26 protein-coding genes are annotated in these 26165 nt (G+C 33.0%); 10 read left to right on the top strand and 16 right to left on the bottom strand.

Translation table 11 applies throughout. The features are described from left to right. Positions 1 to 204 precede the first annotated feature (204 nt). From ABD816_RS17310 to ABD816_RS17295, 4 genes are read right to left on the bottom strand one after another with little or no spacing between them, the layout of a single operon-like run. The gene (locus tag ABD816_RS17310; RefSeq protein ID WP_344929538.1) at positions 205 to 534 is read right to left on the bottom strand and encodes a hypothetical protein; all 330 of its coding nucleotides are present in this window, start codon (positions 532 to 534) and stop codon (positions 205 to 207) included. Between the two features lie 20 nt (positions 535 to 554). After that, the gene (locus ABD816_RS17305) at positions 555 to 1316 is read right to left on the bottom strand and encodes a hypothetical protein (protein WP_344929536.1); all 762 of its coding nucleotides are present in this window, start codon (positions 1314 to 1316) and stop codon (positions 555 to 557) included. A gap of 35 nt (positions 1317 to 1351) precedes the next feature. After that, a complete protein-coding gene (locus ABD816_RS17300; RefSeq protein WP_344929534.1) occupies positions 1352 to 1972 on the bottom strand; it encodes a hypothetical protein in 621 nt (206 codons plus the stop codon). 13 nt (positions 1973 to 1985) lie between these two features. After that, on the bottom strand, positions 1986 to 2900 hold the full coding sequence (locus ABD816_RS17295) for a hypothetical protein (protein WP_344929533.1): 915 nt from the start codon (positions 2898 to 2900) through the stop codon (positions 1986 to 1988). Between the two features lie 343 nt (positions 2901 to 3243). On the opposite strand from ABD816_RS17295, the gene ABD816_RS17290 reads away from it, so the two are divergent. Further along, on the top strand, positions 3244 to 4896 hold the full coding sequence (locus ABD816_RS17290) for a hypothetical protein (protein ID WP_344929532.1): 1653 nt from the start codon (positions 3244 to 3246) through the stop codon (positions 4894 to 4896). Positions 4897 to 4917: 21 nt separating this feature from the next. On the opposite strand, the gene ABD816_RS17285 is transcribed toward ABD816_RS17290, so the two are convergent. The 3 genes from ABD816_RS17285 to ABD816_RS17275 all read right to left on the bottom strand — a co-directional run bounded on the left by ABD816_RS17285 (position 4918) and on the right by ABD816_RS17275 (position 8539). After that, positions 4918 to 6363, bottom strand: coding sequence for an ankyrin repeat domain-containing protein (locus ABD816_RS17285; RefSeq protein ID WP_344929530.1), 1446 nt, complete (start codon positions 6361 to 6363; stop codon positions 4918 to 4920). A 5-nt stretch (positions 6364 to 6368) separates the two neighbouring features. After that, positions 6369 to 7880, bottom strand: coding sequence for a leucine-rich repeat domain-containing protein (locus ABD816_RS17280; protein WP_344929528.1), 1512 nt, complete (start codon positions 7878 to 7880; stop codon positions 6369 to 6371). 155 nt (positions 7881 to 8035) lie between these two features. Further along, complete coding sequence (locus ABD816_RS17275) at positions 8036 to 8539, bottom strand: hypothetical protein (RefSeq protein WP_344929526.1); 504 nt, start codon at positions 8537 to 8539, stop codon at positions 8036 to 8038. A 201-nt stretch (positions 8540 to 8740) separates the two neighbouring features. On the opposite strand from ABD816_RS17275, the gene ABD816_RS17270 reads away from it, so the two are divergent. After that, on the top strand, positions 8741 to 9031 hold the full coding sequence (locus ABD816_RS17270) for a hypothetical protein (protein ID WP_344929523.1): 291 nt from the start codon (positions 8741 to 8743) through the stop codon (positions 9029 to 9031). A gap of 17 nt (positions 9032 to 9048) precedes the next feature. After that, positions 9049 to 10434, top strand: a complete 1386-nt coding sequence (gene hemN, locus ABD816_RS17265; protein ID WP_344929521.1) for an oxygen-independent coproporphyrinogen III oxidase — start codon at positions 9049 to 9051, stop codon at positions 10432 to 10434. 8 nt (positions 10435 to 10442) lie between these two features. On the opposite strand, the gene ABD816_RS17260 is transcribed toward hemN, so the two are convergent. The 9 genes from ABD816_RS17260 to ABD816_RS17220 all read right to left on the bottom strand — a co-directional run bounded on the left by ABD816_RS17260 (position 10443) and on the right by ABD816_RS17220 (position 19803). Continuing rightward, a complete protein-coding gene (locus ABD816_RS17260; RefSeq protein WP_344929519.1) occupies positions 10443 to 10595 on the bottom strand; it encodes a hypothetical protein in 153 nt (50 codons plus the stop codon). Between the two features lie 33 nt (positions 10596 to 10628). Further along, on the bottom strand, positions 10629 to 11336 hold the full coding sequence (locus ABD816_RS17255) for a sulfite exporter TauE/SafE family protein (protein WP_344929518.1): 708 nt from the start codon (positions 11334 to 11336) through the stop codon (positions 10629 to 10631). Beyond that, positions 11336 to 11782 carry a FixH family protein gene (locus ABD816_RS17250; RefSeq protein WP_344929515.1) on the bottom strand — a complete coding sequence of 149 codons (447 nt, stop codon included), beginning with the start codon at positions 11780 to 11782 and terminating at the stop codon, positions 11336 to 11338. Before ABD816_RS17250 ends, ABD816_RS17255 begins: the two co-directional genes overlap by 1 nt. A gap of 193 nt (positions 11783 to 11975) precedes the next feature. Further along, the gene (gene ccoG, locus ABD816_RS17245) at positions 11976 to 13397 is read right to left on the bottom strand and encodes a cytochrome c oxidase accessory protein CcoG (RefSeq protein ID WP_344929514.1); all 1422 of its coding nucleotides are present in this window, start codon (positions 13395 to 13397) and stop codon (positions 11976 to 11978) included. 323 nt (positions 13398 to 13720) lie between these two features. Then, on the bottom strand, positions 13721 to 14707 hold the full coding sequence (locus ABD816_RS17240) for a cbb3-type cytochrome c oxidase N-terminal domain-containing protein (protein WP_344929511.1): 987 nt from the start codon (positions 14705 to 14707) through the stop codon (positions 13721 to 13723). Continuing rightward, complete coding sequence (locus ABD816_RS17235) at positions 14704 to 14901, bottom strand: CcoQ/FixQ family Cbb3-type cytochrome c oxidase assembly chaperone (protein WP_344929509.1); 198 nt, start codon at positions 14899 to 14901, stop codon at positions 14704 to 14706. The genes ABD816_RS17240 and ABD816_RS17235 overlap by 4 nt, the downstream gene beginning before the upstream one ends. A gap of 4 nt (positions 14902 to 14905) precedes the next feature. Further along, positions 14906 to 17110, bottom strand: coding sequence for a cytochrome-c oxidase, cbb3-type subunit I (gene ccoN, locus ABD816_RS17230; RefSeq protein ID WP_344929507.1), 2205 nt, complete (start codon positions 17108 to 17110; stop codon positions 14906 to 14908). Positions 17111 to 17113: 3 nt separating this feature from the next. Further along, positions 17114 to 17329 carry a cbb3-type cytochrome oxidase assembly protein CcoS gene (ccoS, locus tag ABD816_RS17225; protein WP_344929505.1) on the bottom strand — a complete coding sequence of 72 codons (216 nt, stop codon included), beginning with the start codon at positions 17327 to 17329 and terminating at the stop codon, positions 17114 to 17116. A gap of 65 nt (positions 17330 to 17394) precedes the next feature. Beyond that, entirely contained in the window at positions 17395 to 19803 is a 2409-nt protein-coding gene (locus ABD816_RS17220) for a heavy metal translocating P-type ATPase (protein ID WP_344929503.1), read from the bottom strand. 152 nt (positions 19804 to 19955) lie between these two features. On the opposite strand from ABD816_RS17220, the gene ABD816_RS17215 reads away from it, so the two are divergent. The 7 genes from ABD816_RS17215 to ABD816_RS17185 all read left to right on the top strand — a co-directional run bounded on the left by ABD816_RS17215 (position 19956) and on the right by ABD816_RS17185 (position 26085). Next, positions 19956 to 20177 (top strand): hypothetical protein, encoded by a 222-nt coding sequence (locus ABD816_RS17215; protein ID WP_344929501.1) that lies wholly within the window; start codon positions 19956 to 19958, stop codon positions 20175 to 20177. 108 nt (positions 20178 to 20285) lie between these two features. Next, positions 20286 to 20987 (top strand): Crp/Fnr family transcriptional regulator, encoded by a 702-nt coding sequence (locus ABD816_RS17210; RefSeq protein WP_344929499.1) that lies wholly within the window; start codon positions 20286 to 20288, stop codon positions 20985 to 20987. Between the two features lie 39 nt (positions 20988 to 21026). Beyond that, on the top strand, positions 21027 to 22118 hold the full coding sequence (locus ABD816_RS17205) for an ATP-grasp domain-containing protein (RefSeq protein WP_344929496.1): 1092 nt from the start codon (positions 21027 to 21029) through the stop codon (positions 22116 to 22118). Then, positions 22105 to 23226 carry a hypothetical protein gene (locus ABD816_RS17200; protein WP_344929495.1) on the top strand — a complete coding sequence of 374 codons (1122 nt, stop codon included), beginning with the start codon at positions 22105 to 22107 and terminating at the stop codon, positions 23224 to 23226. The genes ABD816_RS17205 and ABD816_RS17200 overlap by 14 nt, the downstream gene beginning before the upstream one ends. A gap of 53 nt (positions 23227 to 23279) precedes the next feature. Then, entirely contained in the window at positions 23280 to 24254 is a 975-nt protein-coding gene (locus ABD816_RS17195; RefSeq protein WP_344929494.1) for a Rieske 2Fe-2S domain-containing protein, read from the top strand. Next, positions 24251 to 25240, top strand: coding sequence for an NAD-dependent epimerase/dehydratase family protein (locus ABD816_RS17190; protein WP_344929492.1), 990 nt, complete (start codon positions 24251 to 24253; stop codon positions 25238 to 25240). The genes ABD816_RS17195 and ABD816_RS17190 overlap by 4 nt, the downstream gene beginning before the upstream one ends. After that, positions 25237 to 26085, top strand: a complete 849-nt coding sequence (locus ABD816_RS17185) for an MBL fold metallo-hydrolase (RefSeq protein WP_344929490.1) — start codon at positions 25237 to 25239, stop codon at positions 26083 to 26085. Before ABD816_RS17190 ends, ABD816_RS17185 begins: the two co-directional genes overlap by 4 nt. The last annotated feature ends 80 nt before the right edge of the window (positions 26086 to 26165 follow it).

Raw genomic sequence — 26165 nt, 5'->3', positions numbered from 1 at the left:
GAAATTCTTGATTGATCTACTACAAAAATATGGTGGTTATAGTCACCTTAGAGATAAGAATATAGATTTGTAGCTAATGAACACATATTCGAAAATGACCAAATAATACAAAAACTAAAAAGTATAGTATCTTAGAACATAGCTGTTAATCTTAAAAAAACAGGAGTTGTCATATATGCATCCATCATAGTAATGTAGTATCCATTATGTGTAGACTTTGGTTTTAATAAAATACAATATCAATACAACAAACACCAGTAAGGTCTGTATAGGTAGTATTACAAAATAAAAGTTAGCAAGCTGATGATTTTGTCTTTGACTCTGCTGAAACATCTCAAAAGCCTCGATTCCCTTTTCTTTTACAAAGTTGATATCATCGGATGCATGGATACTATTTTTTTCCATATTCAAGAACGTGATATGCTTATTATTTGCAATAGGAATATGATTTAATGTTTTCACCCAACTGTATATTTGTAATCCCATAACCCCTGCGATAAGTAATGGTATTATTATTTTTATAAATGTTCTCATATATACTTATAGTATGTAAATTATAACCTAAATCTTTTGAAATTTTTATTCTTAGATGATGTTCTAATATGATTAATAATTCTTACTGCCAATACGTAACCGCTTAAGGTTTCTCCTCCTAATCCTTCTTCTCCTTCTGGAGGTATGCTATTCTTTTTTAATAATTCGTATGCTTTTTCATCTCCATATATAGATAAAACCTCTAGTTTCTTCATATTTGTATGTAGTATACTCATCATCTCACTAATTTCTATTCTTTGATTATCCAATGGATGCTCTATACTACAATAGAATTCATCAATTTTTTCTTGCGGTATATTAAATTTTGGGATCGTAATTTCTGTTCGTTTATGAAGCGAATCCTTTATATAAAAAAAGTATGTCGTTTGATAATCAACGGTTTCCAGCTTCCAGTTTTCACCTATAGCAAATCTTTTTAATTCTGCTATTCTCAATGTGTCATTTCTAAAATTAACTCTACAATTGTCCGAAGCTGTATAAGAACTTAGAAAGAGTTGATCATCTGCGCATTCATACAGAGAAAATTCTGACTCATAGAAGGTCTCTTTTCCCTGATAATTTGTCCTATAGGTGTATAGTCCTATTTTTTTTCCATTGCTAAACTCAGCAACATACCCAAGAGTATCACTTGAATAATAATTCAATTCACTACCACAAGAAAATTCCTGAGCAGATACACAAAAAATAGTAGTATTGAATAGTAATAAAAATGAAAACCATTTTTTTACTATTCTTTTTCTTTTAAATGATCGCTTATTCACTGTCATATTAAATTTTAAAAACAAATAGTACACGATTAAAAACTAAGTACTATTTCATACGCCTGTGGATTCAAGGTTTGTATAAAAGGATGAGATGAATTGATCTCTGTATCTCCTATAAATAATGTTGGAATATCCATCATATTAGTATCTGGTGACAACCTAATTGTAACACTATCATATGTAGAAAACACTTTCTCTAATACACCCCCATTCCAATCAATGACAGTCCCAGAAAATCCCCACCCGAATCCTACTATGCAAAAAGGCGATTGATTTAATTTTTCTAAAGTTTTTAAATCTACTCCTGTAGTAATGTTATTATTTAATCTCCAATTAGTCTGTTGCTTACGAATAAAAATATGCTTAGGTTTTGAAAAAGATACAGTGTCTTTCCAGATAATTAAAAGTTCATCTGTGCTATCACAAAACAACTTGGTCCCTATCTCATACATATCTTCTTCTATACAGATTTTGTCATTTTTTATGTTGTTGATTCCATATCGCTTAATCAACTCTTCTTTAGTAGTATTTTTAGTGATATCTTCTATGTTTAGAATAGCAGCTGTATTGTAATTCTCTTGTGCATAACTACCAATCGCTATTAAAAATAAAATAAAAGTATATCTCAAAAAAGCAGTATCTGTAGGATTCATAAACAATTTTATATTACTCACTAGATGCTAATGGTGGAAAAACAACAATATGGGAATTATAATCATAGAACTCTAAAAATTTAGTTTTCAGAAATAGTGGTTTATCCCAGGATTCCTGATATTCTCTGGAAGGAGCTCCTGACCAATTACATTCTTTTAGCATATCAAAACGAGTAATCCAAGTATGCCACCCCTGATCACTAAAACCCCATCCAAATTCATGTTTAGCCAGTAAACTATTAATTCTTACCTGATCATTCTCCAGAATGAACATAGCTTCTAATGCAATATCAGGTTGTTTCCATACATCATATTTTTTGCTTTTTTTAAAATTTTTACTTGCAACAGTATATTCTTTTGACTCTTTAGAAATAATCAAATATGCACTCCAATTGTAATAAGTTGTAAGAATATGAGCAATACTCCAACCCGCATGTTCTCGATCTCTCCAGATTCTTTTATGATGATTTTCTACTTCGGCAAATGTATTTCCTAATCCGGCTTTAAGAGCCTCTATTGCGTAAATAGTGCAGTGCATACTATCAACCTTATATCCCTTTTTTGAGACTAGTTCCCGATACTTTTCAAACGTACTAGTCGCATGACCATCTATATAAGTTACTTCTGCTTGTTGTCTCCAGACGGTTCCATAATATCTACTATAAGAATCTTGTATGTCATTAAAATATTCATTTTCTATAGCCGCAATAGCGTTGATTGCCTTAGGAGCATCAAATCCAATATAATTGTTTTTTAAGACACTTGGTTTTGAGAAAATTATAGAATCCTTATGTTGAGGGTCAATCGATTGATCAGCTTTCTTAGTGTTTGATTCTTCTTTGGTATGTGTTTGACAAGCTGATAATGTTGCAGAACCTACAACAGCAACTAATGTCAACATTATTCTGAATTTTATTGTTCTTATCATTCTCTTTTATTATTTACGTATACCCATGCTGTCTATTAGACAAGAAATGAAGAGTTTATATGATATTTTGCTGATTCATATTTTAAAACTAGCGTACAATCAGTGTTACAATTACATGATCTAACAGATCAATTGTAGAAAAAAATACATCAACAAATCTAAGATAATAGAATGGTTGATAACATCTCAGGTAACGCTCTAATTTGTTATATCTCTATAAAAGTACATTTTTATCTGTTTACGTATTTTACTAATATATATTTGCCTTGGTTTACTATTTTTTTGAAGAACTCAGATTGAAGTAATATCCTTATTTTTGAACATCATATCAAAAGCAATCATTTTGAAAAACCAATACCATCTTATTTCCTCAATTTTACCAAAGTCGATTTTTTTATTTCTCTTATTGTATGCTGTAAGCATTTTTGCTCAAAAGAAAGAAATCACCATCCCTTTTAATCCAGATACGAGTACCCCTTATAAATATGACCTGCAATCCTTTACCAAAATTGATGAATATAACTCACAACAAATAACTGTTGAAGGGTCTTATGAAATGGCTTTTAAAAAATCTACGACCAATTTTATTGCTACAGATACATTTTCTAAGCTAGAAATAATCAGTGGTAATAAATTAATATTCTCACTTAATCTTATGCAGGAATACTATTCCAGGAAACGAGTACTCAAGGATTATTTTAATACTATTCCCCTAACCAGAAAATTTGATTTTAAAGGCACACAAACTGAAGGTTGGGATACCTCATTTATCTTATATTATCCAGAAATGGGAAAAAGTGATAAACAAAAAATTTTAAAAGTAGTAGAACAACTAGACGCTCCTTTACGCACTTTTTATATTGATAGACCTATGACGGTTGGAGATACCTTTACTAACAATGATATGATGAATGCGGCACAGCTTAATCTGGCTTCCAAATCTATAAATATAGAAGCTAAACTAATAGAAGTCAAAGATGATGAAGCTTTATTTATATTCAAAAGTACTTTTTTTATTCCCCAAAGAAGTAGAGATAAAGAAATCATAGACCGTAAGGAAGCCAAAGCAGCTGGTATGCTGGTAGTGGATATTAATTCTGGCATGCCGATAAAAGCAAGAATGATTCTCGAGATGGGAGATGAATATGCCATCACTACCATGAATAAAAAAGGAATGCAAAAATCAAACTATAAATATTGGGAATTTATCCGTGGACAATATGGTGAAATACATAGTGTGTCTCAGCCAAAAAAGGATCAAGAACAAAAAAGCTATGAAGAACTTACCGTTGCTACAAAAGAAAAAGCATTAGAAAGACTTGATAGTATTACCCCTTTCTTAACAATTAAAAGTCATACTCGAGGTTGCGGATATATATCAGCTACAACCAAACAGTTTACCAAAGGGGTTCGCCTGTATCCCAGGCATATTAAAGGAATTATACGGGACTCTACATTTTTTGATCAAAAAATCGATGTTGACAAGGAACCTATATACCTCTACGCTAACGATTGGAGCGATCATACTGAAGCATCAATCATATATTGCGACCTTCCCAGAGATATAAAAATCAAGTATGACTGTGAGTTATCAATGCCTTATGGGATTGAACAAAACAAATACCTCATTGATGAGTATGCTGGTAATACAGATGAAAAGTTAACCACTAAAATATTTGACTGGAAAGATAACAGCATCAGCGTCAAGGATCAAACTTATGTAGAATATTACAATGATCAAAAGGAACGGATTTTTCCAAGAAGTGTTCAATATGATTTTCTTCCTACTAAAAGTGATACGATTTATGGAATCCCCAAAAAGGATATCACTCCTAATCAATGCTTTTTATTAATGAATGCATTTTCTTCTGAAAAGTTTAATTTATCATACATCTATAACTTTAAAGAAAAAATAGCAGCTATCACTATATATCAACCTATCGGTTATGCCACCGTAGCACGCAACTATGAGTTATCCGTCAAAACTAATGATTAAGAATCAGTAATGGCAATGATACTATTGTAACGTTTCTAAGTACGCCACCAACTTATCAGTTGTATACCCATAATTACTATACATTTCTTTATTGGAAATTTCAAGAGTTTTCGCATATGTCAAAGCGGTGAATCCTTCATTATTTTTTTCATTTGGATGTACTCCTTCGGCAATGATTTTTTTTGCTACAGAAACAATAGAATTTTGTATTCTGTCTCTATCAAAAAATGAATAATTATGATCGTTCCTCATGTACCTACCTATATTTTTTGCTAACATATGGAGTACTGTATTACCATCCTCATCCTTGCGCATTACATCTGCACCACGATCGATTAGCAAAGGTATTCTCTGAACGGAATTTTGATGTGGATTTATATACTCTTGATGCATATCATAATACAACACCAAGTGTAATACAGAAGCATTATTATGAACTACTCCATTGATATCAAACCCTTCTTTTTCTAAAAGACAATCCAGTATAGAAATATCATTATCATAAGCAGCATAGCCCATGATTTCATTTTTGTTTTTCTTTTTAATATCCAGAGTCATCAAATATTCAATAATATCACAATCGTTCATAGAAGCTGCATAATAAATCAACTCATCCTCTTTATAGTGTGGATCTGCTCCTAAGTCAATTAAAAGCTTCACTACAGGCAATCTATTCTCCTTAACTGCAGAAAATAATTTGTAATTGAGTTGTTTTTGAAAATCCGCAGTACCTTTTAATTTCTTAAAATGCGTAGTCATATATTCCAGATCTCCATAGTCCATCGCCTGATAAATACTTTTTGACTTTGGTTTAAAATCATGCTTTTTAAGAAAATCAATAATCAATGTATCTTTCTTTCTATAGCTATCTATAAGTAACCCTTGATCTCTTCCTCCAACAACTAATGCTCCAGATTTGACTAATGAGTCAGCTTTATTCATATCTTTTTCTTTTAGCGCTTTATAAAAAGACTGCTGTAACGCTGTGCCAGGAAGACTTTTATAATATGCTACTATATGATCCTTTTGAAAAGCTGTTAGCCCTGATATTTTATAGTTTCCATCTAGCATGGGTGTCGTGATCTTATGCACATGATAAATGGTATCATTAAAAACATAAGCAATAGATCGATCTGTAACATCGGTAGTATACAAATCCAGCAAAGCTTTACCCTTAGCATCCATTTTTATCTTGATATCATAGGTTTTTTTATTTTTAAATACTTCTAATGATTTAAAATTTTTAACTGTTAGAAAAGGTTTTGCATATACCGCTATTTGGGCTTCTGAACCGTAAATAGATGGTAGATGAATATCTTCTTTATAGCTATCATCAAATCGATAGACCAAAACATGATTCTCGTCAGAAAAAGGATTCTTACTTAACTTAATGTTTTCTCCTTTCTGTGAAAACCCACAAAGAGATATTACCAGAACTAACCAGTGCATATAATTTTTAAATAACATAGTTATCAATTTTCGCATTCTAATCTATAGGAATATTCTAACACTACTCCATTCTTCTGAAATTCGCACAAAACCGGATCATAGGTACCATCAAAAAAAAGCGTTAGTGCTTTTAGTTTTTTGAGTTTAGCCAGTTCATTTGGGACTTTCTTCACAGTCAAAGTATCCATTACCAAGATCTCTAAATCCGATAATGCATATAGTGCCTCAGGAATTTTAGTAAATTTGTTTCGATAAAAATTCAGATGCTTCAACGATTTTAATTGATCCATCTGTGCCGGAAATTGAGCTATTTTATTATCATTACACAATAATTCTTTTAAGTTCTCTAATTTCGAAATGGCCTCAGGTAGTGCGTTTAATTCATTTTTTGACACATCAAGTGTACTTATAGTATTCCCCAAATCTGCTTTTTCCGGGAAGGATGTGATCCCAATATTACCAATGTCTAAAAATTCTACGATTCTTATGTTCTCCATATCCCTCTGATTCAATTCGAATATTGGATTAGAAGATATATCCAGCTTTTTTAGTGATTTTACTGCAAGTTGTACATTTGGAATACTTCCCAGAAGATTCTTTTCAACTTTTAGAGAATCTAAGTTTTCAAAATTTTTGATCACATCATCAGGAAATAAAGAAATATCATTGTATCCTAAGTTTAATGATTTTAGTTGTTTTAAATTACCAAAACCTGTAGGCAGTTTTTCTAGTTCACAATCATACAGGTTCAACACTTCTAACTCCGTCAAAGTACTAAAATCAATAGGGTACAAACCCAAATCATTTTTTGTAAGATTGAGGTATTTTAAATTCACTAATACACTCGGATCAAACCAAAGACCATCAAAACTAATCCCTGAAAGATTTAGCTTTTCTAATTGTACCAAAGAGTTTAATAATGCTGGTGAAAAGTCTATACTAGTATTTTCTGCTAAAGAAAGTTCTTTTAAATTCTTTAATTGATTTAATGTCTCTGGTAATGTTTCCAGCCTATTATGATCCAGGTCTAACGACTCTAAATTTGTAAGCTTATGAATTACAACAGGAAATTCATAAAAGCTATTATGGCTAAGGTTTAAACTTTTGAGTTTTGACAAGCGTTCGATCAAAGGATCTAATTCATCTAAGGAACAATGAGTCATTCCCAGACTGATCAACGAGGGTAATGTATAAAGGTTTCTACTAATTGTAAGAGCGTATGAGTCCTTAATATGTAAATATTCTAATTGTTCTAAATAGGCAATAGTATCCGGAATAGTACTAATTGATGTTTTTCTAAAATCCAAACCAATGACCTCACAATCTCTTAGCGTAATACCTTCCCATTGATCCATCGGTTTATCAGAAGACCACCCCAAATCTGCTAAATTTCTATTTTCTCTAAGTAAATCAAATAATGCTTCTTTGGTATCTTCATCAATACATAATTCCTTTGCTGATAGTACCGAGAAGGAACTTAACAAAACAATGATAAGGCATAGAGTTACTTCTCTAACAGTATGGTGTATGCTCATAAATAGGGTATCTCAATTATGTGTTTAATCCAGCAAATAACTTAGAATTTTATTTATTTTCCTAATTGCTTACGTATCTAGTCTATCCTCTTATATGATCTTTCTTATTTACATAAGACAGAGCCAATGTATCTATTTGGTTACTATTCTTTACCTCAATCATCATTTATAACACTTCCTAAACCATAGGTATCAATTAAATTAGAGAACTTATAGGAAGAAAGTAATTCAATCAAGAAATCACCTAATTCATCAGAACAGCCATTACGAAATTTTACCTCGGCTTCTTCATTATCGATAGTAATATTTCCATTGATGCCAGATATTTTTATAGTATTCTTAATGGATGCATTACTAAAGAATTCAAATATAATATTACTATGATGAATCAGTGCTCTTCTATTGCTGTATGATTTGTTATTCAGGATTTTTGCTAATAGTAATTCAGTATCTTTTTTAGTCAGAACTATTCTTTTTAATTCGGTCTCAGACTCCTCTTCCATAACTCCTGTGGTACTCATTTCTTTAGTTTTCATTTTCCAGATAGAAAACTGAATACTATCTACAGGCTTAGTTATTATTCTAACGGGTAAAGAATCTATCTGAGAATATCCCAGAGAAGATACTAAAACGATAAGTACATATATTGTTTTTTTCATTTGATTAAAGTTACTTATACATATAGCAATGTAATAAAAATCTATTTTTGTTTGTGCCATACCTTATTTATACGAAAACAATTGTAACAACTAATTCTACATAACACTGTTAACCACTCACTTTCTAAAGCTGACAAAAGTCATCTTTTGCCGGATTTCTTTCCTATAATTTTGACATATAAACAAAAAACACTTTAGATTATGAATACTTTATATACTAGAATTAACAATGATTGGAATGATCATTTTATTGGCTATTCTGCACTTGCCATTATAGCATCTACCTGTATAGGTTCTATAGCAGTAATGACAACTATGATGCAAGGTAATGGTATTACTCAGATGATACAGCTTTTCTTTGTAGTAGTTGCTTGTAGTGCTCATAATGCATCTATTTTGACAGTACAAAAACCAACATTAGTATTACAGTTACTTATGGTTAGCCTATTTGTTAGCATAACCGTGATACTTACTGGTTTATTATTATTCTAATTTCTTACTGTTATCATATGTGTACGCTTATATCAAAATATAATGTAGCTGGACCCAGATATACCAGTTACCCTACAGTCCCTTATTGGGATCAAGATAATTTTTCATTAAAGCTCTGGAAAGAAAGATTACAAAAAAGTTTTCAGGAAACCAATATTAGATCTGGTCAAAATAATGATACCAATGAAGGTATTAGTGTATATATCCATTTACCGTATTGTGAAAATATGTGCACTTTTTGTGGCTGTAATAAGCGTATTACAAAGAATCATGAGGTAGAGGTTCCATATATCAAATCAGTTATCAAAGAGTTTGTTTTATATTACAAATTGTTTGATACAAAGCCAAAAATCAAACAACTTCATGTAGGTGGAGGTACTCCAACTTTTTTTTCGCCTGAACATCTTGATAGATTATTAACCGGTATTTTTACTATTGCTAAAAAAACAAAAGACTGCGAGTTAAGTTTTGAAGGACATCCTAACAATACCACAAAAGAACATCTGGCTGCACTGTCAGCTCATGGATTCAGAAGTGTTTGCTATGGGGTACAGGATTATAATGCTACGGTACAAAAAGCAATTAATCGCATTCAGCCATATCATAATGTAATGCGAGCAACGATAGAAGCCAGAGCAGAAGGATATGATTCTGTGGGTCACGACGTCATTTATGGGTTACCTTTTCAGACACAGGATGATGTCATCGAGACCATACGCAAAACGATCACTCTACAACCCGATCGAATTGCATTTTATAGTTATGCACACGTACCCTGGATTAAAGGAAATGGTCAGCGTGGTTTTAAAGAAGAAAATCTACCTGCAGCGCATCAAAAACAAAAACAATATCAAATTGGAAAAAAAATGTTGATCCATGCGGGATATGCAGAAATAGGCATGGATCATTTTGCATTAAAAACAGACGCCTTATATATTGCCCAACAAAAAGGTACTATCCATCGTAATTTTATGGGGTATAGTCCTAATAAAACAGAAATAATGATTGGGCTGGGCGTTTCTGCTATTGGTGATAGTTGGGACGGTTTTGCACAAAATGTCAAAAACATCGAAGAATACCAACATCTGGTGAATAATGATATATTACCTATTTTCAGAGGTCATCTATTGACACGAGAAGATCTAATTATCAGAAAGCATATTCTTAACCTCATGTGTAGATTCGAAACTTCATGGATAGATGAATCCTTACTATTTTCAGAACTACCTGATGTTCTGAAGAAATTAAAAGAACTGGAGAATGACAAACTCATTAAAATAAACACTAATAAGATAACAGTAACAAAAAAAGGACGTCCGTTTGTAAGAAATATATGTCTCCCTTTTGATCTGCGTTTACAACGAAAAAAGCCTGAAACACAGCTGTTTTCAATGACCGTTTAGGTCCTGTGCTACTTTTTATCAGAAGTATCATCGTTAACATTCTTATCGCCTTTGATCATATTAGAAACAATAAGAATCATAATTACACTGACAACGGCAAACACTCCAATAATAGCGGCGCCCATTCCCCAATTCACTAAAGGTAGTATCAAATTTTTCATGTGTATCTATTTTTATAATTAATGTACGTATGTTTAATGACAACTATATTGTGATGATACTTCTTCTACTGCAACCATTTCTGAAGGTGAGAGATAAGGAATCTCCAGTCCTAATCCTCTTAGAATAAAAAGGAAACCAATAATCACTACCAACCCAGGAATTACTTTTAGTATATGTTGCCTACTTTTGGTTGTTAAGAAATTACCAATATAAATAGCGGTGGTCATCAATGGTACTGTACCCATCCCAAAAATGATCATATACAGACCTCCTTCCCAGATATCACCAGATGCCAATGCTCCAAAAACAGCCATATAGACGAGTCCGCAAGGCAACAATCCATTAAGATAGCCCATAGTAAAAAAAGTACCGGGATTCTTCTTTTTCAATTCAGTACCCATAGCATTCTTTATACTGGCAACAAACTTATAGATAGGTTTAGAAAAGTGATATCTATTAAACAATTTAGTTGGAATCAAAATCATCAGAATCATAAAAACACCTATTACAATCGACAATTGTTGTTGAAATCCGAAAAGATTTAAACTTTTACCAACACTCCCAACTAGTAACCCTAAGACTGCATATGTTAATATACGGCCTACATGATAGCTTATTAATTGCAAAACACGTTTGGTTGGTTTTTTGCGATCTACAGGTAATAGAAAAGCAATAGGTCCACACATACCAATACAGTGAAAACTACCTAACAGTCCCAATAAGAGTGCAGAATATAACATTAATACATAATTGATTTTTTATACAAATAATCTTCGCCATTATACGTCCACTCTACGGTAATATTCCATCGACCGTCTACCAGCTTTTTGTCAGGTATGAGCAAATTAGATCCGGAAAAGACTATAGGTAAGTCAAAATCCAGTCGCTGATCAGACGGTCTGTATAGGAATACTGTTCCTTTAATTCGTGATGCTTCCAGCTCTTTTGGAAAGTTTAATAACCATCCATTCTCTATCCTTTTTCCAATGATTTTTTCTGTAAGATCATGTGTTTTTGTTTCTGCATCAATCTCAGTTTGATATGCTATTTCTTTAGCATAGTACTGTTCTGTAACTAAATCATGGTGGTACTTTTTATTGGTACTCATAGTAATAACAAAATATAGGATAAAGCTCATAAAAGCTACCATTCCAATAACGATTCCTGTTCCCCAATTCCATTTCATACTGATATATGCCTGCCTACACAGGTGTCTTATTAATTAAAATTTTATTTGTTTTTTATGTATTTCTTTCAGCTACAAAAACAAGCGTATGCCTAATTAGTATGTGCTCTATTCTCTAATTTTTCTTTTTCTACTGGCATACAACACACCAATTACTTTATAATTAACACTTCACATTACCTTTATCATAGCCCTACTTATAGCTCCTGGGACCTAAAAAGGCTGTAGTAGTGGTCTCTATCAATTCATCTTCACTATACACGCCAATTTTTAATCGATCCTTATCTCCTTTAAGCGCACTCAGATGTATTTCAATAAATAGTGTGCCTTCTGCCAACCCTTGACCTGCTACTTTAAAATCATCGTGAGAAACCACTTTAATCACTCCCGTGTGAGATAATAATTCAAAATGTACATGCTCAATATCTTCTACCGTTTTATTAATCAATTTAAAAGTGTATACATTACTAATGATAGTATCAGATTTTCGTTCGTACAATTGCCCTGGTAACCTAAGAATTCTGGCTTCGATATCATTGCGTAAAAAAAGCATTCCTATCAATATTGCAGTAAGAATTCCTAGTACCACTGTGTACCCTTTTAAACGAGGAGTAAACTTAAATTTCTCTTTCTTCTCTATATTATCTTCGCTAGCGTAGCGGATCAATCCTTTGGGCAAATTGACACTTTCCATCATATGATCGCATGCATCAATACAAGCAGTGCAGTTGACACATTCTAATTGTGTTCCATTACGAATATCAATTCCAGTGGGACACACATGTACACATTGAAAACAGTCTATACAATCACCTTTACCTGTAATCTCTCTGTCCTCATTCTTTTTAAACCTTGCGCGTCCCTCCTCTTTTTCACCTCTTTTATAGTCATAAGCTACAACTATTGATTTATTATCTAACAAAACACCTTGTAACCGGCCATAAGGACATGCTATGATACAGACTTGCTCTCTAAACCATGCAAATACAAAATAAAATACACCTGTAAAAATTAATAAAGAGACCAAAGTACTTGTATGCGAAAATGGACCATCAGTAATATATCGTATCAAGCGATCACTACTAATAAAATATGCCAGAAACACGTTAGCAATGAGAAATGAGATCACAAAAAAGACACTCCATTTTAGCACTCTTTTTTTTATTTTTTCACGATTCCATGGCATCTTATTCAAACGTATCTGCTTACCACGATCCCCATCTATCCAATATTCAATTCTTCTGAAAACCATTTCCATAAAAATGGTTTGGGGACATACCCACCCACAAAACAACCGACCAAAAGCTACCGTAAAAAAGATGACAAAGACTACTCCTATAATCATCATAATGACAAATAAGTGAAAATCCTGTGGCCAGAATGGAAATCCGAAAATATTAAAACGACGCTCTAAAACATTAAATAATAAGAACTGATTCCCATTAATTTTAATAAATGGTGCTGAAAATAAGAAAGCTAACAACACATAACTTACAAATTTGCGATATTCATACCAGATACCTTCAGGTCTTTTGGGAAATACCCAGGCACGCTTCCCTTCTTCATTGAGTGTTCCAATGGTATCTCTAAAATTATCTTGTCCCTGTTCTGCCATATTCTCTTATCACGATTTATGTACCTTCCCATACCAAAAGAAATAATGCATCTTCATTAGTCCTTACAGAATGTAATACATCCATAAGTATATTATTAATGATCAGGTACAGCCAATCGATGACTTTCTGTTTTAGTATTAAAATCTATCTCCTATTTAAGAATAATCAATTTAGTTGTTGTAAAAGCTTTATGCTCTGGTAATATATCGCCACACCTCATCCCTATTACAATGCGTTGAGACCCATCAACATTATTTTTTTTTAACTACAGGACGATTAGATATTTCTACTGCTTTTTCTATTTCGCTTACTATCATAAATTCTAATTTTTAGAGACTAAAGAAATATCAGGATTCATTTCCTCTGTAATCGATAGGTTTGTAATAGAATCCTTCTTAGGCTCAGTATTTATTTCTTTTATTTTAGGAGCATCAGGATCTATCCAAATTTCTCCTTCTGCTGCTTTAGGTTCAGCTGGAGTTGACCCCTGCAGGCTTAGTACATAGCTAGCAACCTGAGCTATTTCTGCAGGCTTTAATTCAGTTTTCCAGGAAACCATTCCTTTACCATCTCGACCCCCTTCAGAAATGGTGTTAAAAACATTTTTAATTCCACCTCCCAGAATCCAATGTTGATCTGTCAGGTTAGGACCTATTCCACCTCCTCCATCTGCTTTGTGACAAGCAACACAATTTGTAGTAAATATATTTTCTCCGGTTTTTAAATCCGAAGCATCTGTTAGCAGTACTACAGTATTCACATCAACTAAATCTTTAGCTGTCTTTTTCCAAGCTTCTATCTCAATAGTCGCCTCTGCTACTTCAATCTCATATTCTTCTGCTTGACTATAATCATCAAACACCTCAAAACGAATTATATAAACCACTGCAAATACAATAGTTGCATAAAAACCATACACCCACCATGGCGGTAGATTATTATCTAATTCTCTAATACCATCATAATTATGATCCAATATAATTTCATGTTCTTGCTCAATTGGTTTGGTACCTAAAGACTCCTTATACTTTTCTTTAATCCATTTAAATTGATTTGCTTTTGCCAGTGCTGCTTTTTCATCATATCTTTCTTTTGCTTCAGGACTTAATGTTTTATATAACACACTTCTTAATGCTTCTACACAGATTTCTCCGGCCACAAAAAACAGAATTACTGCTCCAAAAACAGCCCAAATCCACGGTTGCTCTAAAAATATAGAGGTTTCACCTTTTGTACCTATGTAATCAAGCAGAAAATATCCAAAAACAGAAAACCCTAGTATTCTTAAAAATGACGCTGTTGTTCTCATAGTTCTATATTATTTGGAGTTAATGTTACGTCTTCCAGAGGAATATTACTTACCTTCTTAATATGCTCCTTTTTTGCTGTAAATACCCACCAAAAAAGAGCTGCAAAAAAGACAAAGAATATCAATAATGAGATCATTGGATATATAGCTACTCCATCTATATTTTCTAAGTTTCCTTTTATAAATTTTAACATCTGCTTATTTGTTTAGGTGTATCGCAGTATCCTCTGCATTTTTTATTTTAATATCTGTTCCTAATCGTTGTATATAGGCAATTAAGGCAATCACCTCGCGATTTCGCATTTCTATAAAATCCTCTCCATTATCATGTGCATATTCTTTATCTGCTTCATAGGTTTTAGCAAAATCCGGATCGCTATACAAGTTTTTCTCGATTTGAGTTCCTTGCTCATCCATCCATTCTTGAGCACGGGCGATATCCTCCGCAGTATAAGGGACACCTAATGTAACCATTGCTCTCATTTTATCTTTGGTAGTATTCTTATTCAACTCATTTTTTATCAACCATTTATAAGAAGGCATGATAGAGCCAGATGAAGTACTTTGCGGATCATAAAAATGATTGAGATGCCAATTGTCACTGTATTTACCTCCTATGCGCATCAAATCCGGCCCCGTTCGTTTACTTCCCCAGAGGAATGGATGATCGTACACATATTCTCCTGCTTTTGAATATTCTCCATAGCGCTCTACTTCACTTCTAAAAGGTCGTATCATTTGCGAATGACATGACACACAGCTTTCTCTTATATAAATATCACGCCCCTCTAATTCTAAAGGTGTATATGGTTTTACACTAGAAATGACAGGTATATAATCGTCTACGATGAGGGATGGAATAATCTGAACCATACCCCCTATTAAAATAGCAATCGTAGCAAAAATAGTTAGCTTTACGGGACGTCTTTCTAACCACGTATGGTATCCTTCTTTTACTGTTCGTTGTTTCGTTACTCTCTGTAGTGGTGCTGCTTCAGTAAGTTCATCTGTTACCTTCTGCCCTGCACGAGCCGTCATAATGATATTATACACACCTATCAAAGCTCCGATAATAAACATACTACCACCTATCGCACGCATCCAGTACATAGGTATGATTTCACTGATCGTTTCTAAGAAATTACCGTAAGTCAATGTTCCATCTGGGTTAAATTGTTTCCACATAGATGCCTGTACGAATCCTGCTACATACATAGGAAGTGCGTATAGAATAATACCTAGAGTACCAATCCAGAAATGCACATTAGCTAGTGCCGTAGACCAAAGCTTTGTCTTAAATAACTTAGGCACCATCCAATACACCATACCAAAAGTTAAGAAACCATTCCACGCTAGAGCTCCTACATGAACATGGGCAATTACCCAATCGCTAAAATGAGCTATGGCATTTACATTTTTAAGAGAGAGCATTGGCCCTTCAAAAGTTGCCATGCCATAGCCTGTTATTGCAACTACCATAAATTTTAGTACAGGATCTGTTCGTACTTTATCCCAGGCACCACGTAAGGTTAACAGTCCATTAATCATACCTCCCCAAGACGGTGCAATCAACATAATAGAGAAAGCAACTCCCAGATTCTGAGCCCAATCAGGCAATGCAGAATATAATAAATGATGTGGTCCTGCCCAGATGTATATAAAAATCAACGACCAAAAATGTACAATAGAAAGCCTGTATGAATACACTGGTCTGTTTGCGGCTTTAGGCACAAAGTAATACATCAGTCCCAGAAATGGAGTTGTTAAGAAAAATGCTACCGCATTGTGACCATACCACCATTGCACAAGAGCATCTTGTACTCCCGCATACATCGAATAACTTTTTAGTGCACTAACAGGAAGCTCCATACTATTTACAATATGTAATACTGCTACGGTTACAAATGTTCCTAAATAGAACCATATTGCAACATATAGATGACGTTGTCTCCTTTTTAATATCGTGCCTATAAGATTTGCTCCAAAAGCAACCCATATAATTGCAATCGCAATATCAAACGGCCACTCAAGCTCTGCATATTCTTTGGAGGTAGTATATCCTAATGGTAATGTAATAGCCGCTCCAACAATAATAGCCTGCCAACCCCAGAAATTAAGGTTACTTAACCAATCTTTCCACATACGTGCTTTTAACAATCGCTGAGAAGAATAATAAACCCCGGCAAAAATAGCATTACCTACAAATGCAAAGATGACTGCATTGGTATGTAGCGGTCTTAATCGACCAAAACTTAACCAGGATATACCGTCTGTTAGGTTAGGAAATAAAAACATAAAGGCTAATAGCAAGCCTATACTCATGCCTATAATACCCCAAAACATAGTAGCAACGATGAACTTGCGCACGATCTTATTATCGTAATAAAACTGTTGTACTTCCATAAGTTATTTTAGTTGATCATTTAATATAATTGGCTCTTCTTTTGTATTATAATCAGATGTAGTATGGGTTTCTTTAATAATTTCATCTTCAAAAAGCATACGCACAGATGGTGTGTATATATCATCATACTGTCCTTTTTTTACAGACCAAATAAAAGCTGCAAAAAATATAAGTGCCACCACGACACTAATTGCCAAAAGCATATAAATAATACTCATACCTATCTGAATTATGGCGTAAAACTACTACTGATGTTTTTTAAAAAAGATGACTTTTGTCAGCTTTATAATATTTGTTTCTTATTCAGTTTTTTACCTATAAAATAAGTGCTGATTGTTGTAAAAACTACAATACTAATAGAACTTAATGGCATCAAAATTGCTGCTATTACTGGTGCCAGATTACCTGTAATAGCATATCCCAAGCCAATACCATTATAAAAAACAGAAAAGATAAATGCATATTTAATAATACATATCCCCTTGCGGGAAATGGACAAAAAAACAGGAATATCCTGAAATCGGGCGGCGTCTAAAATCCCATCACAAGCAGGAGAAAAAATGTTTACATTTTCAGAAACAGAGATTCCTACATTGCTTTGCGCTAATGCACCTGCATCATTCAATCCATCACCTATCATCAACACCTTTCTACCTTGTTCTTGTTGTTTTTTTATATAAGTAAGTTTATCCTTTGGTTTTTGATTAAAAAGTATCGTAGTATCTTCTGGCAGGATATGTGTCAGGTGCTTTTTTTCTCCATTATGATCACCTGATAATATCACAATTTTTGCCGTAACCTTTAACTTATCAAAAACTTCCTGTACACTATTGCGATATTCATTGTAGAAAATATAACAGCCTTTATACTCGTCATTAGTGCTTATGTGTACTGTGGTGCGCGACTGTGCTTTAAGATTTCCTCTTTCTTTTTGGGAAGTGACAAATCCATAGGATCCAACTTTAATTTGATGATTGTTACAAACACCTGTTATCCCATCACCTACCTTTTCTGTAAAATCATCCAGTGTACTAATGTTACTTTTGTCCAATATCGCATACAGTGAACGACTCAACGGATGGTTAGAAGCTCTTAATGTACTCGTCAATAAGGATTGTTCTTTTTCTGTAAGAACGATTCCTTCATAAGTAATCACATTTTTAGCACTTGTAGTTAGTGTACCTGTTTTATCAAAAACAATGGTGTCTATATGAGCCATTTGCTCGATTACCATACTATCCTTACTATATAATTGATTACGTCCAAAAATGCGGAGCAAGTTTCCTAAAGTAAAGGGCGCCGCTAATGCAATAGCGCAAGGGCAAGCAACAATAAGCACTGCTGTAAACACTTGTAAAGCTAAAGTGAAGTCAATAAATAACCAGTATAGAGTTGCAATTAATGCAATAACTAACACCGTAATGGTAAAACGTTTGCTAATATTGTTAGTCAGAGATTCATAAGTACTTTCCTTATTTTTATTAAAAACTTCATTAGACCAAAGCTGTGTGAGGTAACTTTGCTCTACAGGTTTTAATACCTCTATTTCAATTGCCCCTGCTTGTTGACGACCTCCCGCAAAGAGTTGATCTCCTGATTTTTTTGCAATAGGCTCAGCCTCTCCTGTGACAAAACTATAATCTATAAGTGCATTTCCTTTAATAAGTATCGAGTCTACAGGTATTAATTCTGAGTTTCGAATAAGTAACCTATTTCCTTTTTTTAGTTCATAAACTTGTGCTTGCTCTTCTATGATTTTAGCTTCTTTAACCCTATTTAATCGAGTAACAGCAATCGGAAAATATGATTTATAATCTCGTTCAAACGAAAGAAAAGCGTACGTTTTTTGTTGAAAAAACTTTCCCAATAATAAAAAGAATACAAGCCCGGCCATACTATCAAAAAATCCAGTACCCCAATCCATCAAAATTTCCACAGTAGAACGAATGAATAATACAGAAATACCCAAGGCAATTGGTACATCTATGTTCAAAATACGAGATCGTAATCCTTTATATGCAGAAATAAAATAATCCTGAGCAGCATATGTTACAACAGGAATAGCAAAAATAAGCATCAACCATCGAAATATATGTCTGAATCTTACTAGCCAAAATTCATTAACCTCAAAATATTCAGGAAAAGAAAGAAACATAATATTGCCAAAGGCAAAACCTGCAACTCCCAGTTTATAAATAAGACTTCGATCGGTATTCGTTTCTTCTTTATTTGCATCATCGAGAGAGATATAAGGTTTGTAACCAATTCTGGCTAAAAGCATGACGAGCTCTTGTAAGGTCATATCTTCTGAAGAAAACGTGATTCGCACCTTTTTTTGAGGAAAATTGACTTGTGATGTTTTTACCGCAGAATTGAGTTTGTTTAAATTTTCAAGTATCCAGATACACGAGCTACAATGAATGGCAGGAATCAATAAAGATATCACTTGAGTTCCGTTTTCATTAAACTCCAGAAGCTTTGTAACAATTTCTTCATTTTTCAGAAAATCAAACTTTTCTTTATGCTGCTGGGGCGTTGTTCCGGGTGTTTTCTCCAGATCATAATAGTAAGACAGTTCATGATCGTTTAGAATATCAAAAACTGTTTTACAGCCAAAACAACAAAAGTTTTTATCGTGATGAACCAGCATTGTTTTATCACATTCTTCACCACAATGATAACATGTTACCATACTTATTTAATTTGCTCGTTATACCTACTACAAAAGTGTCTATACTTTTTTTCTTAAAAGATGACTTTTATCAGCTTTCTCTTCCATTTTTAACAACTTGGTATCGTTTTTAGTCATTGATTTTTATTACATTATAACTAAAAACCCATCCGATGAAAATTTCTGCTATACACTGGGTAATTCTTACCACATTTATTTTAATTACAGTCACTATGTTTGGAGCTATGAACATAGCTTTTAGTTGGGTTTTCTATCTAACTATTTTTGGTCAATCTTTATTCATATATACAGTATATAAAGTATTAACTGATGATTATAAAACAAATAAGAAGTTTGATAATTTTTATGAAGACAAACCTGTTTACAGATCATAAAATCGTATCCATCAAATGGTTTAATATCATATAATCTCTTCAACTGATTTTCCATAAGTTTTGCCGTTGATAGTAACTTCAACTATATTTACTAAATAATTAAAAAAAATGGAAGAGTTTCATTCTGGTAGGTGTGAGAATTGTATTGTAAGACAGTTAAATGCTCTTAAAACCTTAAGTAAAGAGGAACTTGTACGTATTTCTGATAGTAAAGTAACCAAATCTATAAAAAAAGGAGATGCAATTTTTGAGGAAGGTGAAAAATTAAATGGAGTATTTTGTGTACGCAATGGTGTATCTAAGTTATCAAAAATGAGTGATAATGGTAAAGATCAAATTGTAAAAATTGCTACAAAAGGTGAAGTTCTTGGGCAACGCTCTGTAATTACAGAAGACAAAACTAACCTAAGTGCTGTAGCCCTGAATGATATGGAAGTATGTTACATTCCTAAAACCCATCTTACTGATTCCATCAACAATAACGTTCAATTTACCAAAGCTATGTTACTGCAAATGGCAAATGATCTTAAATTTGCTGATGATTTGATTGTCAATATGGCACAAAAAAGTGTAAAGCAGCGTATTGCTGAAACCATTAGATACCTAGAAAAGAATTTTGGTGTGGATCAGGAAGGTTATATCGCAATGACCTTAACACGAGAAGACATCGCTAATATTGTAGGAACTGCAAAAGAAGCTTGTATAAGAACGATCACGAATTTCAAAAAAGAAAAGTGGATTTCTACCCATGGTAAACGTATCAAAATTGAAGATGATAAAGCGCTCTATAGACTTGTCGAAGGTTTTTAAATTTCATGAGGGAAAGTGACAATAATAAATCGATAATACTTGAAAACAATTTTAATAACAGGCTGCAGAGCTCCCATTGCTTTGGATTTTTCCCGCTCTTTTTTTACTGAGGGATATCGTGTTATTTTGGTTGATTCACTTCATTTTCCGATTGGAAGATGGACCTGTAAAAAAAGTAGTTTTTATCGATTACCTTCTCCAAGGTTTGCTACTTCTGCTTTTATAAAAGACTTAAAAGAACTGATTCGTAAAGAAGAAGTAACTGATGTTATTCCTCTTTGTGAAGAAGCTTTTTATATTGCTATGCATAAACACACCTTGAAGTGTAATGTTTGGTCCTGTGATAGTACATTAATGAATACTCTGCATAATAAACAGTTGTTTTATGAGATGGCTCACACAGATCTGCATATACCTGAAACAAAAATAATAGCAGAATTTACAGATTGGGAACAAAGCAATGCCTATGTTTTTAAACCTATATATTCACGTTTTGCAGTTGCAACAATTATTGGGAAAAGCATTGAATCTGATTTTATTAGCGAACAGGAAAAAACAAATTGGATCGCACAAAAATTAGTACAAGGAAAAGAAATATGTGTGTATTCTATTTGGGATCAAGGAGTACTGAGCGCATATTCCAGTTACTATCCCCGATACCGAGCAGGACAGGGAGCTGGAATTTACTTTGAGCCAGTTACTCACAAAAAAACATTTGATATGGTAAAGCAATTTGGTCATAAAATAAAAGCTCACGGACAATTAAGCTTTGACGTTATCATTGATATATCTGGCAATCCACATGTTATAGAATGTAATCCAAGAGGCACTAGTGGAGCGCATTGTCTACAGGATCAACTAGCATCATCATTTTTTGGTAAAGAAAAGATGTATATTCCCACTAAAAAATCAAGTGCAATCAAATATGGAATCGCGGTATATAAACCATTCATTTTTTTTAGAAAAGAAATCCGAAACTCCAGAGATGTTATTTATAGCGCATCAGATATAAAACCCTTTATGCTACAATTAATATCAATACTAGAATTGTTTTATGTAATGGTTACAAAAAGAGTTTCTTTCTTAAAAGCGACTACGTATGATATAGAATGGAATAATGATGGATATTAAATGGGTTCATAGCGATGATATTCCTGAAGGATTAGTAAAATCTTTTTGTCATTTGTTTGAAGCAACTCATAAAGAAGCACCTATAAAAAATGTAACTACTAAATTAAAAATAATACAGGTCTCACCTACTATCTATTTTCCTGTGACTATTAATGATACCGAATGGAATACTTCATTTGTTTGTTCGCCTTACACAGCATATATCCACTATGCAAAGGATGAAATCAAACGGAAGATAAAAAATCCACTGGTTCGGTCTCCCTTGTTATTTATTATTTTTCTAATATCAAAATGGTTCAAAAAAGGCCTTTTAAACAAAAATGTTCACGTTAACAATTTTCTCTTATCTACCAATCCATATCCAGTATGGGATGGAGCAACCATTAAACAAATCACTACTTTTATAAAAAAGGAATTCCCAGAACATGCCATTATTTTTAGATCACTTAATCAATATCAACATACACATTTATTAGGTGTTTTTAAACAAGAGAACTATACCTTGATTGGCAGTAGACAAGTATATATTTTTGATTTACCTTATACAGATTGGTTACAACGTAAGAATAATAAATTAGACAACAAACTCATAAAAAAGAAAGAGCTTACCTTTATTGATCATACAGGTATGGCTGTCTATTTGGATCAGGCTCTATCATTATATAATGATTTATACTTAAAAAAGTACTCGACGTATAATCCTCAATTCACCTTACGATATTTTGAACATTGTTATAAAGAAAATATGATTCTTTTTCAAGGTTATAAAGATGAAAACAATCAATTGAAAGCATTCTCAGGGCTTTTTATTTTGGACCAAACAATCACCTCTCCATTAGTGGGTTATGACACTAAAGCACCACAAAAAGAAGGGCTGTATATCCATGCTGCTCAATTGGCAATTCTGCATAAATTCAAAAGTGGATTATTAGCAAACCTGAGCTCTGGAGCATCAGGTTTTAAAAGGTTTCGCGGAGGAGTTGCCTCTATTGAATATTCTGCTATCTATATCAAGCATTTACCAAGAAAAAGACGTGTAATATGGAAACTTCTGGCAATAATTTCTAACAAAATAGGAGTTCCAATTATTCGAAAATATAAATTGTAAATTACCCTATTGCTGGATGTAAATTAAAAGAAACTTAATCCCTTCAATAATTGATGAAAAAATACTGGTATCCAATTGCTTTACAAAAAGAGATCAAAAAAGATCCTAAATCATTCTTTTTATTGGGAGAAAAAATTGTTGTCTATAGAGGATCGCATGGATTGGTTGCTCAAAAAGATAGTTGTCCTCATAGAAAATATCCATTATCAGAAGGTAAAGTTGTAGATGGTGAGATACAATGCGGGTATCACGGATGGAAGTTTGATAATAAAGGATTTCAATCCGATTTACCAGGGTCGGGAAAACAGTTAAATAGCAAGTGTAGTATTTTACAAACCTATAGCATCCATGAGCATGAGCATTTAATATGGATATGTCTACAAGAAAATGTGCCGTTTACCCCTTTTCATAAAGATTTGCTTCCCAGAAAAATATTTTCTCACAAAACTACTATTCCTGGTGATCCTAAAGATATATTAGAGAATTTTCTTGATCCACTACACACCTCGTTTTTGCACAATGGTATCATTCGCAGTCAAAAGAAAAGAAATAAGACTATTGCTGAGATTAGATCGATTAAAAATGGGGTTGAAGTAAAATATACAGAGGTTTCTCCACAAACAGGTATCATAGGATCTATTATGGGACGTTTTATCACCCATAGCTATGGCAGGTTAACAAAACCTAATGTGATTGATCTAGAATTTCATTCTAAGAAAGGAATAGTGATGACAAATAGATTTATTATAGTTCCTACTCACAAAAATGAAAATTTCTTTTTCTCTCAGCTTACTTTTAGAAAAACCTGGATTCCCAGCCAGTTAAAAATGGGAATTCTTGCGCCATTATTTTATCTTGCTTTACAGCAAGATAAGAAAGCCTTAAAAATACAGCTTATGAATATGGTTCCAGAAGAACACAAAGAGTATAACTCTACCTATCTAGATATTATGAGGCCTTATATTGATCAAATGCAGATGGATAAAGAATTAAAAGTAGTAGAAAAAGATATCAACTTATTTTTATGAAACATATAAAAGTATTAGTGACCGGAGCAACTGGTTTTTTAGGATTTAGAACCCTTGAAAAACTGATCGATCTGCCGTATATTTCAGAGATTATCGCTACTGGTAGAACATTAAAAGAAACGCATACCGTTCATCACCCAAAAGTGACCTATATGCTGGGAGATTTATCCCAGTATTCTTTTGTAGAAAAAATTGTTACTAATGTAGATTATATAGTTCATACGGCTGCCTTGTCGTCTCCCTGGGGAGCTTATAAAGAATTTGAATCTGCTAATGTAACCGTTCAGCAAAACATTATTAAAGCATCAGAACAAAACGATATTAAAAAAATCATTTACATCTCTACTCCCAGTATATATTTTACGGCGTCTGATCGTTTTGATATTAAAGAATCAGATCCATTACCTTCTAGATTTATTAATGCATATGCGACAACAAAAAGATTAGCAGAAATAAGCTTAGAAAATTCAAATATCCCATATATTATTCTACGCCCCCGAGCACTTGTAGGCAGAGGAGATACGGTAATTATGCCTAGATTAATTAGAGCTTCTGATGAAAATAAATTAAAAATTATTGGTAACGGAAAAAACGTAGTAGACTTTACCTCTGTAGCCAATGTAGTTGATGCTATCATTCTTGGGTTTAATGCATCGCCTGCAGCAATGAATCAAGCGTATAATATTACTAATGGTGATCCAGTCTGCATTTGGGATAAAATTAGTTTAATTCTAACTCTGTTGAATAAAAAAGCTCCCAATAAAAAGGTATCATATACCTTAGCACATTTTGTAGCGTATCTATTAGAACTTAGATCAAAATTAACAACAATGAAAGAACCTACGCTAACCGTATACTCGGTTGGAATTTTAGCAAAATCATTTACGATGGATATTTCTAAAGCTAAAAAATTATTGGGGTATACACCAAAAGTAACGACCGATGAAGCTATACATGAATTTTGTGAATGGTATACCAGCATATGAAAAAGACCAATTTATACTTAAACTATGCTGGATATTGTATTGCTAAAAAAAATCACGCGATACGAGGTGGCAATAAGCAAAAAATTAAATTCCATGCATTGTGGGGAATTATACAGCATCCTGAAAAAGGATATATTTTGTATGACACCGGATATACACAAAAGTTTTATAAAGCAACCCGTCATTTTCCTAATAAAATATATGCAGTAGCCACTAAAGTATCCATTACACCAGAAAAAGAAGTAAAACATCAACTGATGAATTACGGAATCTCACCAGATGAAATCAAACATATTATTATTACCCATTTTCACGCAGATCATGTCGGTGGACTAACTGATTTTCCTAATGCACAGATATATACGTCCAAAAAAGCATTAGAACACACCTTACAATTATCAAAACACATCTCCTTTGCTAAAGGTGTATTAAAGGATTTATTACCTTCTGATCTACAAAAAAGAGCCTTTATTATAGAAGATCACTGTGACAAAATATCTACATCTCATTTTGATTATAAATACGATTTATTTCATGATCAATCCGTCTATATTTATAATATGCCGGGACATGCAGCCGGTCAAATCGCTGTAATGGTTGAGACAACAAAAAATAAATACTTTCTAATAGCAGATGCTTGCTGGTTAAAAGAATCCTATGAGGAAAATAGGCTACCTCATCCTATCGTAAAGTTATTCTTTCATTCATGGAAATCATTTAAAAAAACAGTTAGTGCGCTGAATAGTTTTCATAAAGCACATCCAGAAATACTCATTGTACCCACGCATTGCTCAGAAACCACTCATAAACTTGTTGACAATGAATTAAATTTTAGTAAGCTTTAAAACAACTGATTTCTTGTGAATTCATAGTACCACGTTCTCAAAAGTATATTTATCGTAATCAAAAGTCTATATCACACTGA

The organism is Aquimarina addita (assembly GCF_039539305.1).
Taxonomy (GTDB): Bacteria; Bacteroidota; Bacteroidia; order Flavobacteriales; family Flavobacteriaceae; genus Aquimarina; species Aquimarina addita.
This window is presented reverse-complemented; position numbering and strand designations above follow the sequence as displayed.

Bases quoted from the DNA above. Each gene is read 5' to 3' on its own strand.
- ccoG (WP_344929514.1), bottom strand. From the start codon at position 13,397: ATGGCAGAACAGGGACAAGATAATTTTAGAGATACCATTGGAACACTC.
- ABD816_RS17215 (WP_344929501.1), top strand. From the start codon at position 19,956: ATGAAAATTTCTGCTATACACTGGGTAATTCTTACCACATTTATTTTA.
- ABD816_RS17280 (WP_344929528.1), bottom strand. From the start codon at position 7,880: ATGAGCATACACCATACTGTTAGAGAAGTAACTCTATGCCTTATCATT.
- ABD816_RS17200 (WP_344929495.1), top strand. From the start codon at position 22,105: ATGATGGATATTAAATGGGTTCATAGCGATGATATTCCTGAAGGATTA.
- ABD816_RS17255 (WP_344929518.1), bottom strand. From the start codon at position 11,336: ATGTTATATTCTGCACTCTTATTGGGACTGTTAGGTAGTTTTCACTGT.
- ABD816_RS17285 (WP_344929530.1), bottom strand. From the start codon at position 6,363: ATGTTATTTAAAAATTATATGCACTGGTTAGTTCTGGTAATATCTCTT.
- ABD816_RS17185 (WP_344929490.1), top strand. From the start codon at position 25,237: ATGAAAAAGACCAATTTATACTTAAACTATGCTGGATATTGTATTGCT.
- ABD816_RS17260 (WP_344929519.1), bottom strand. From the start codon at position 10,595: ATGAAAAATTTGATACTACCTTTAGTGAATTGGGGAATGGGCGCCGCT.
- ABD816_RS17270 (WP_344929523.1), top strand. From the start codon at position 8,741: ATGAATACTTTATATACTAGAATTAACAATGATTGGAATGATCATTTT.
- ABD816_RS17235 (WP_344929509.1), bottom strand. From the start codon at position 14,901: ATGTTAAAATTTATAAAAGGAAACTTAGAAAATATAGATGGAGTAGCT.
- ABD816_RS17240 (WP_344929511.1), bottom strand. From the start codon at position 14,707: ATGAGAACAACAGCGTCATTTTTAAGAATACTAGGGTTTTCTGTTTTT.
- hemN (WP_344929521.1), top strand. From the start codon at position 9,049: ATGTGTACGCTTATATCAAAATATAATGTAGCTGGACCCAGATATACC.
- ABD816_RS17220 (WP_344929503.1), bottom strand. From the start codon at position 19,803: ATGGTAACATGTTATCATTGTGGTGAAGAATGTGATAAAACAATGCTG.
- ccoS (WP_344929505.1), bottom strand. From the start codon at position 17,329: ATGAGTATTATTTATATGCTTTTGGCAATTAGTGTCGTGGTGGCACTT.
- ABD816_RS17250 (WP_344929515.1), bottom strand. From the start codon at position 11,782: ATGAAATGGAATTGGGGAACAGGAATCGTTATTGGAATGGTAGCTTTT.
- ABD816_RS17275 (WP_344929526.1), bottom strand. From the start codon at position 8,539: ATGAAAAAAACAATATATGTACTTATCGTTTTAGTATCTTCTCTGGGA.
- ABD816_RS17210 (WP_344929499.1), top strand. From the start codon at position 20,286: ATGGAAGAGTTTCATTCTGGTAGGTGTGAGAATTGTATTGTAAGACAG.
- ABD816_RS17310 (WP_344929538.1), bottom strand. From the start codon at position 534: ATGAGAACATTTATAAAAATAATAATACCATTACTTATCGCAGGGGTT.
- ABD816_RS17300 (WP_344929534.1), bottom strand. From the start codon at position 1,972: ATGAATCCTACAGATACTGCTTTTTTGAGATATACTTTTATTTTATTT.
- ABD816_RS17195 (WP_344929494.1), top strand. From the start codon at position 23,280: ATGAAAAAATACTGGTATCCAATTGCTTTACAAAAAGAGATCAAAAAA.
- ABD816_RS17190 (WP_344929492.1), top strand. From the start codon at position 24,251: ATGAAACATATAAAAGTATTAGTGACCGGAGCAACTGGTTTTTTAGGA.
- ccoN (WP_344929507.1), bottom strand. From the start codon at position 17,110: ATGGAAGTACAACAGTTTTATTACGATAATAAGATCGTGCGCAAGTTC.
- ABD816_RS17295 (WP_344929533.1), bottom strand. From the start codon at position 2,900: ATGATAAGAACAATAAAATTCAGAATAATGTTGACATTAGTTGCTGTT.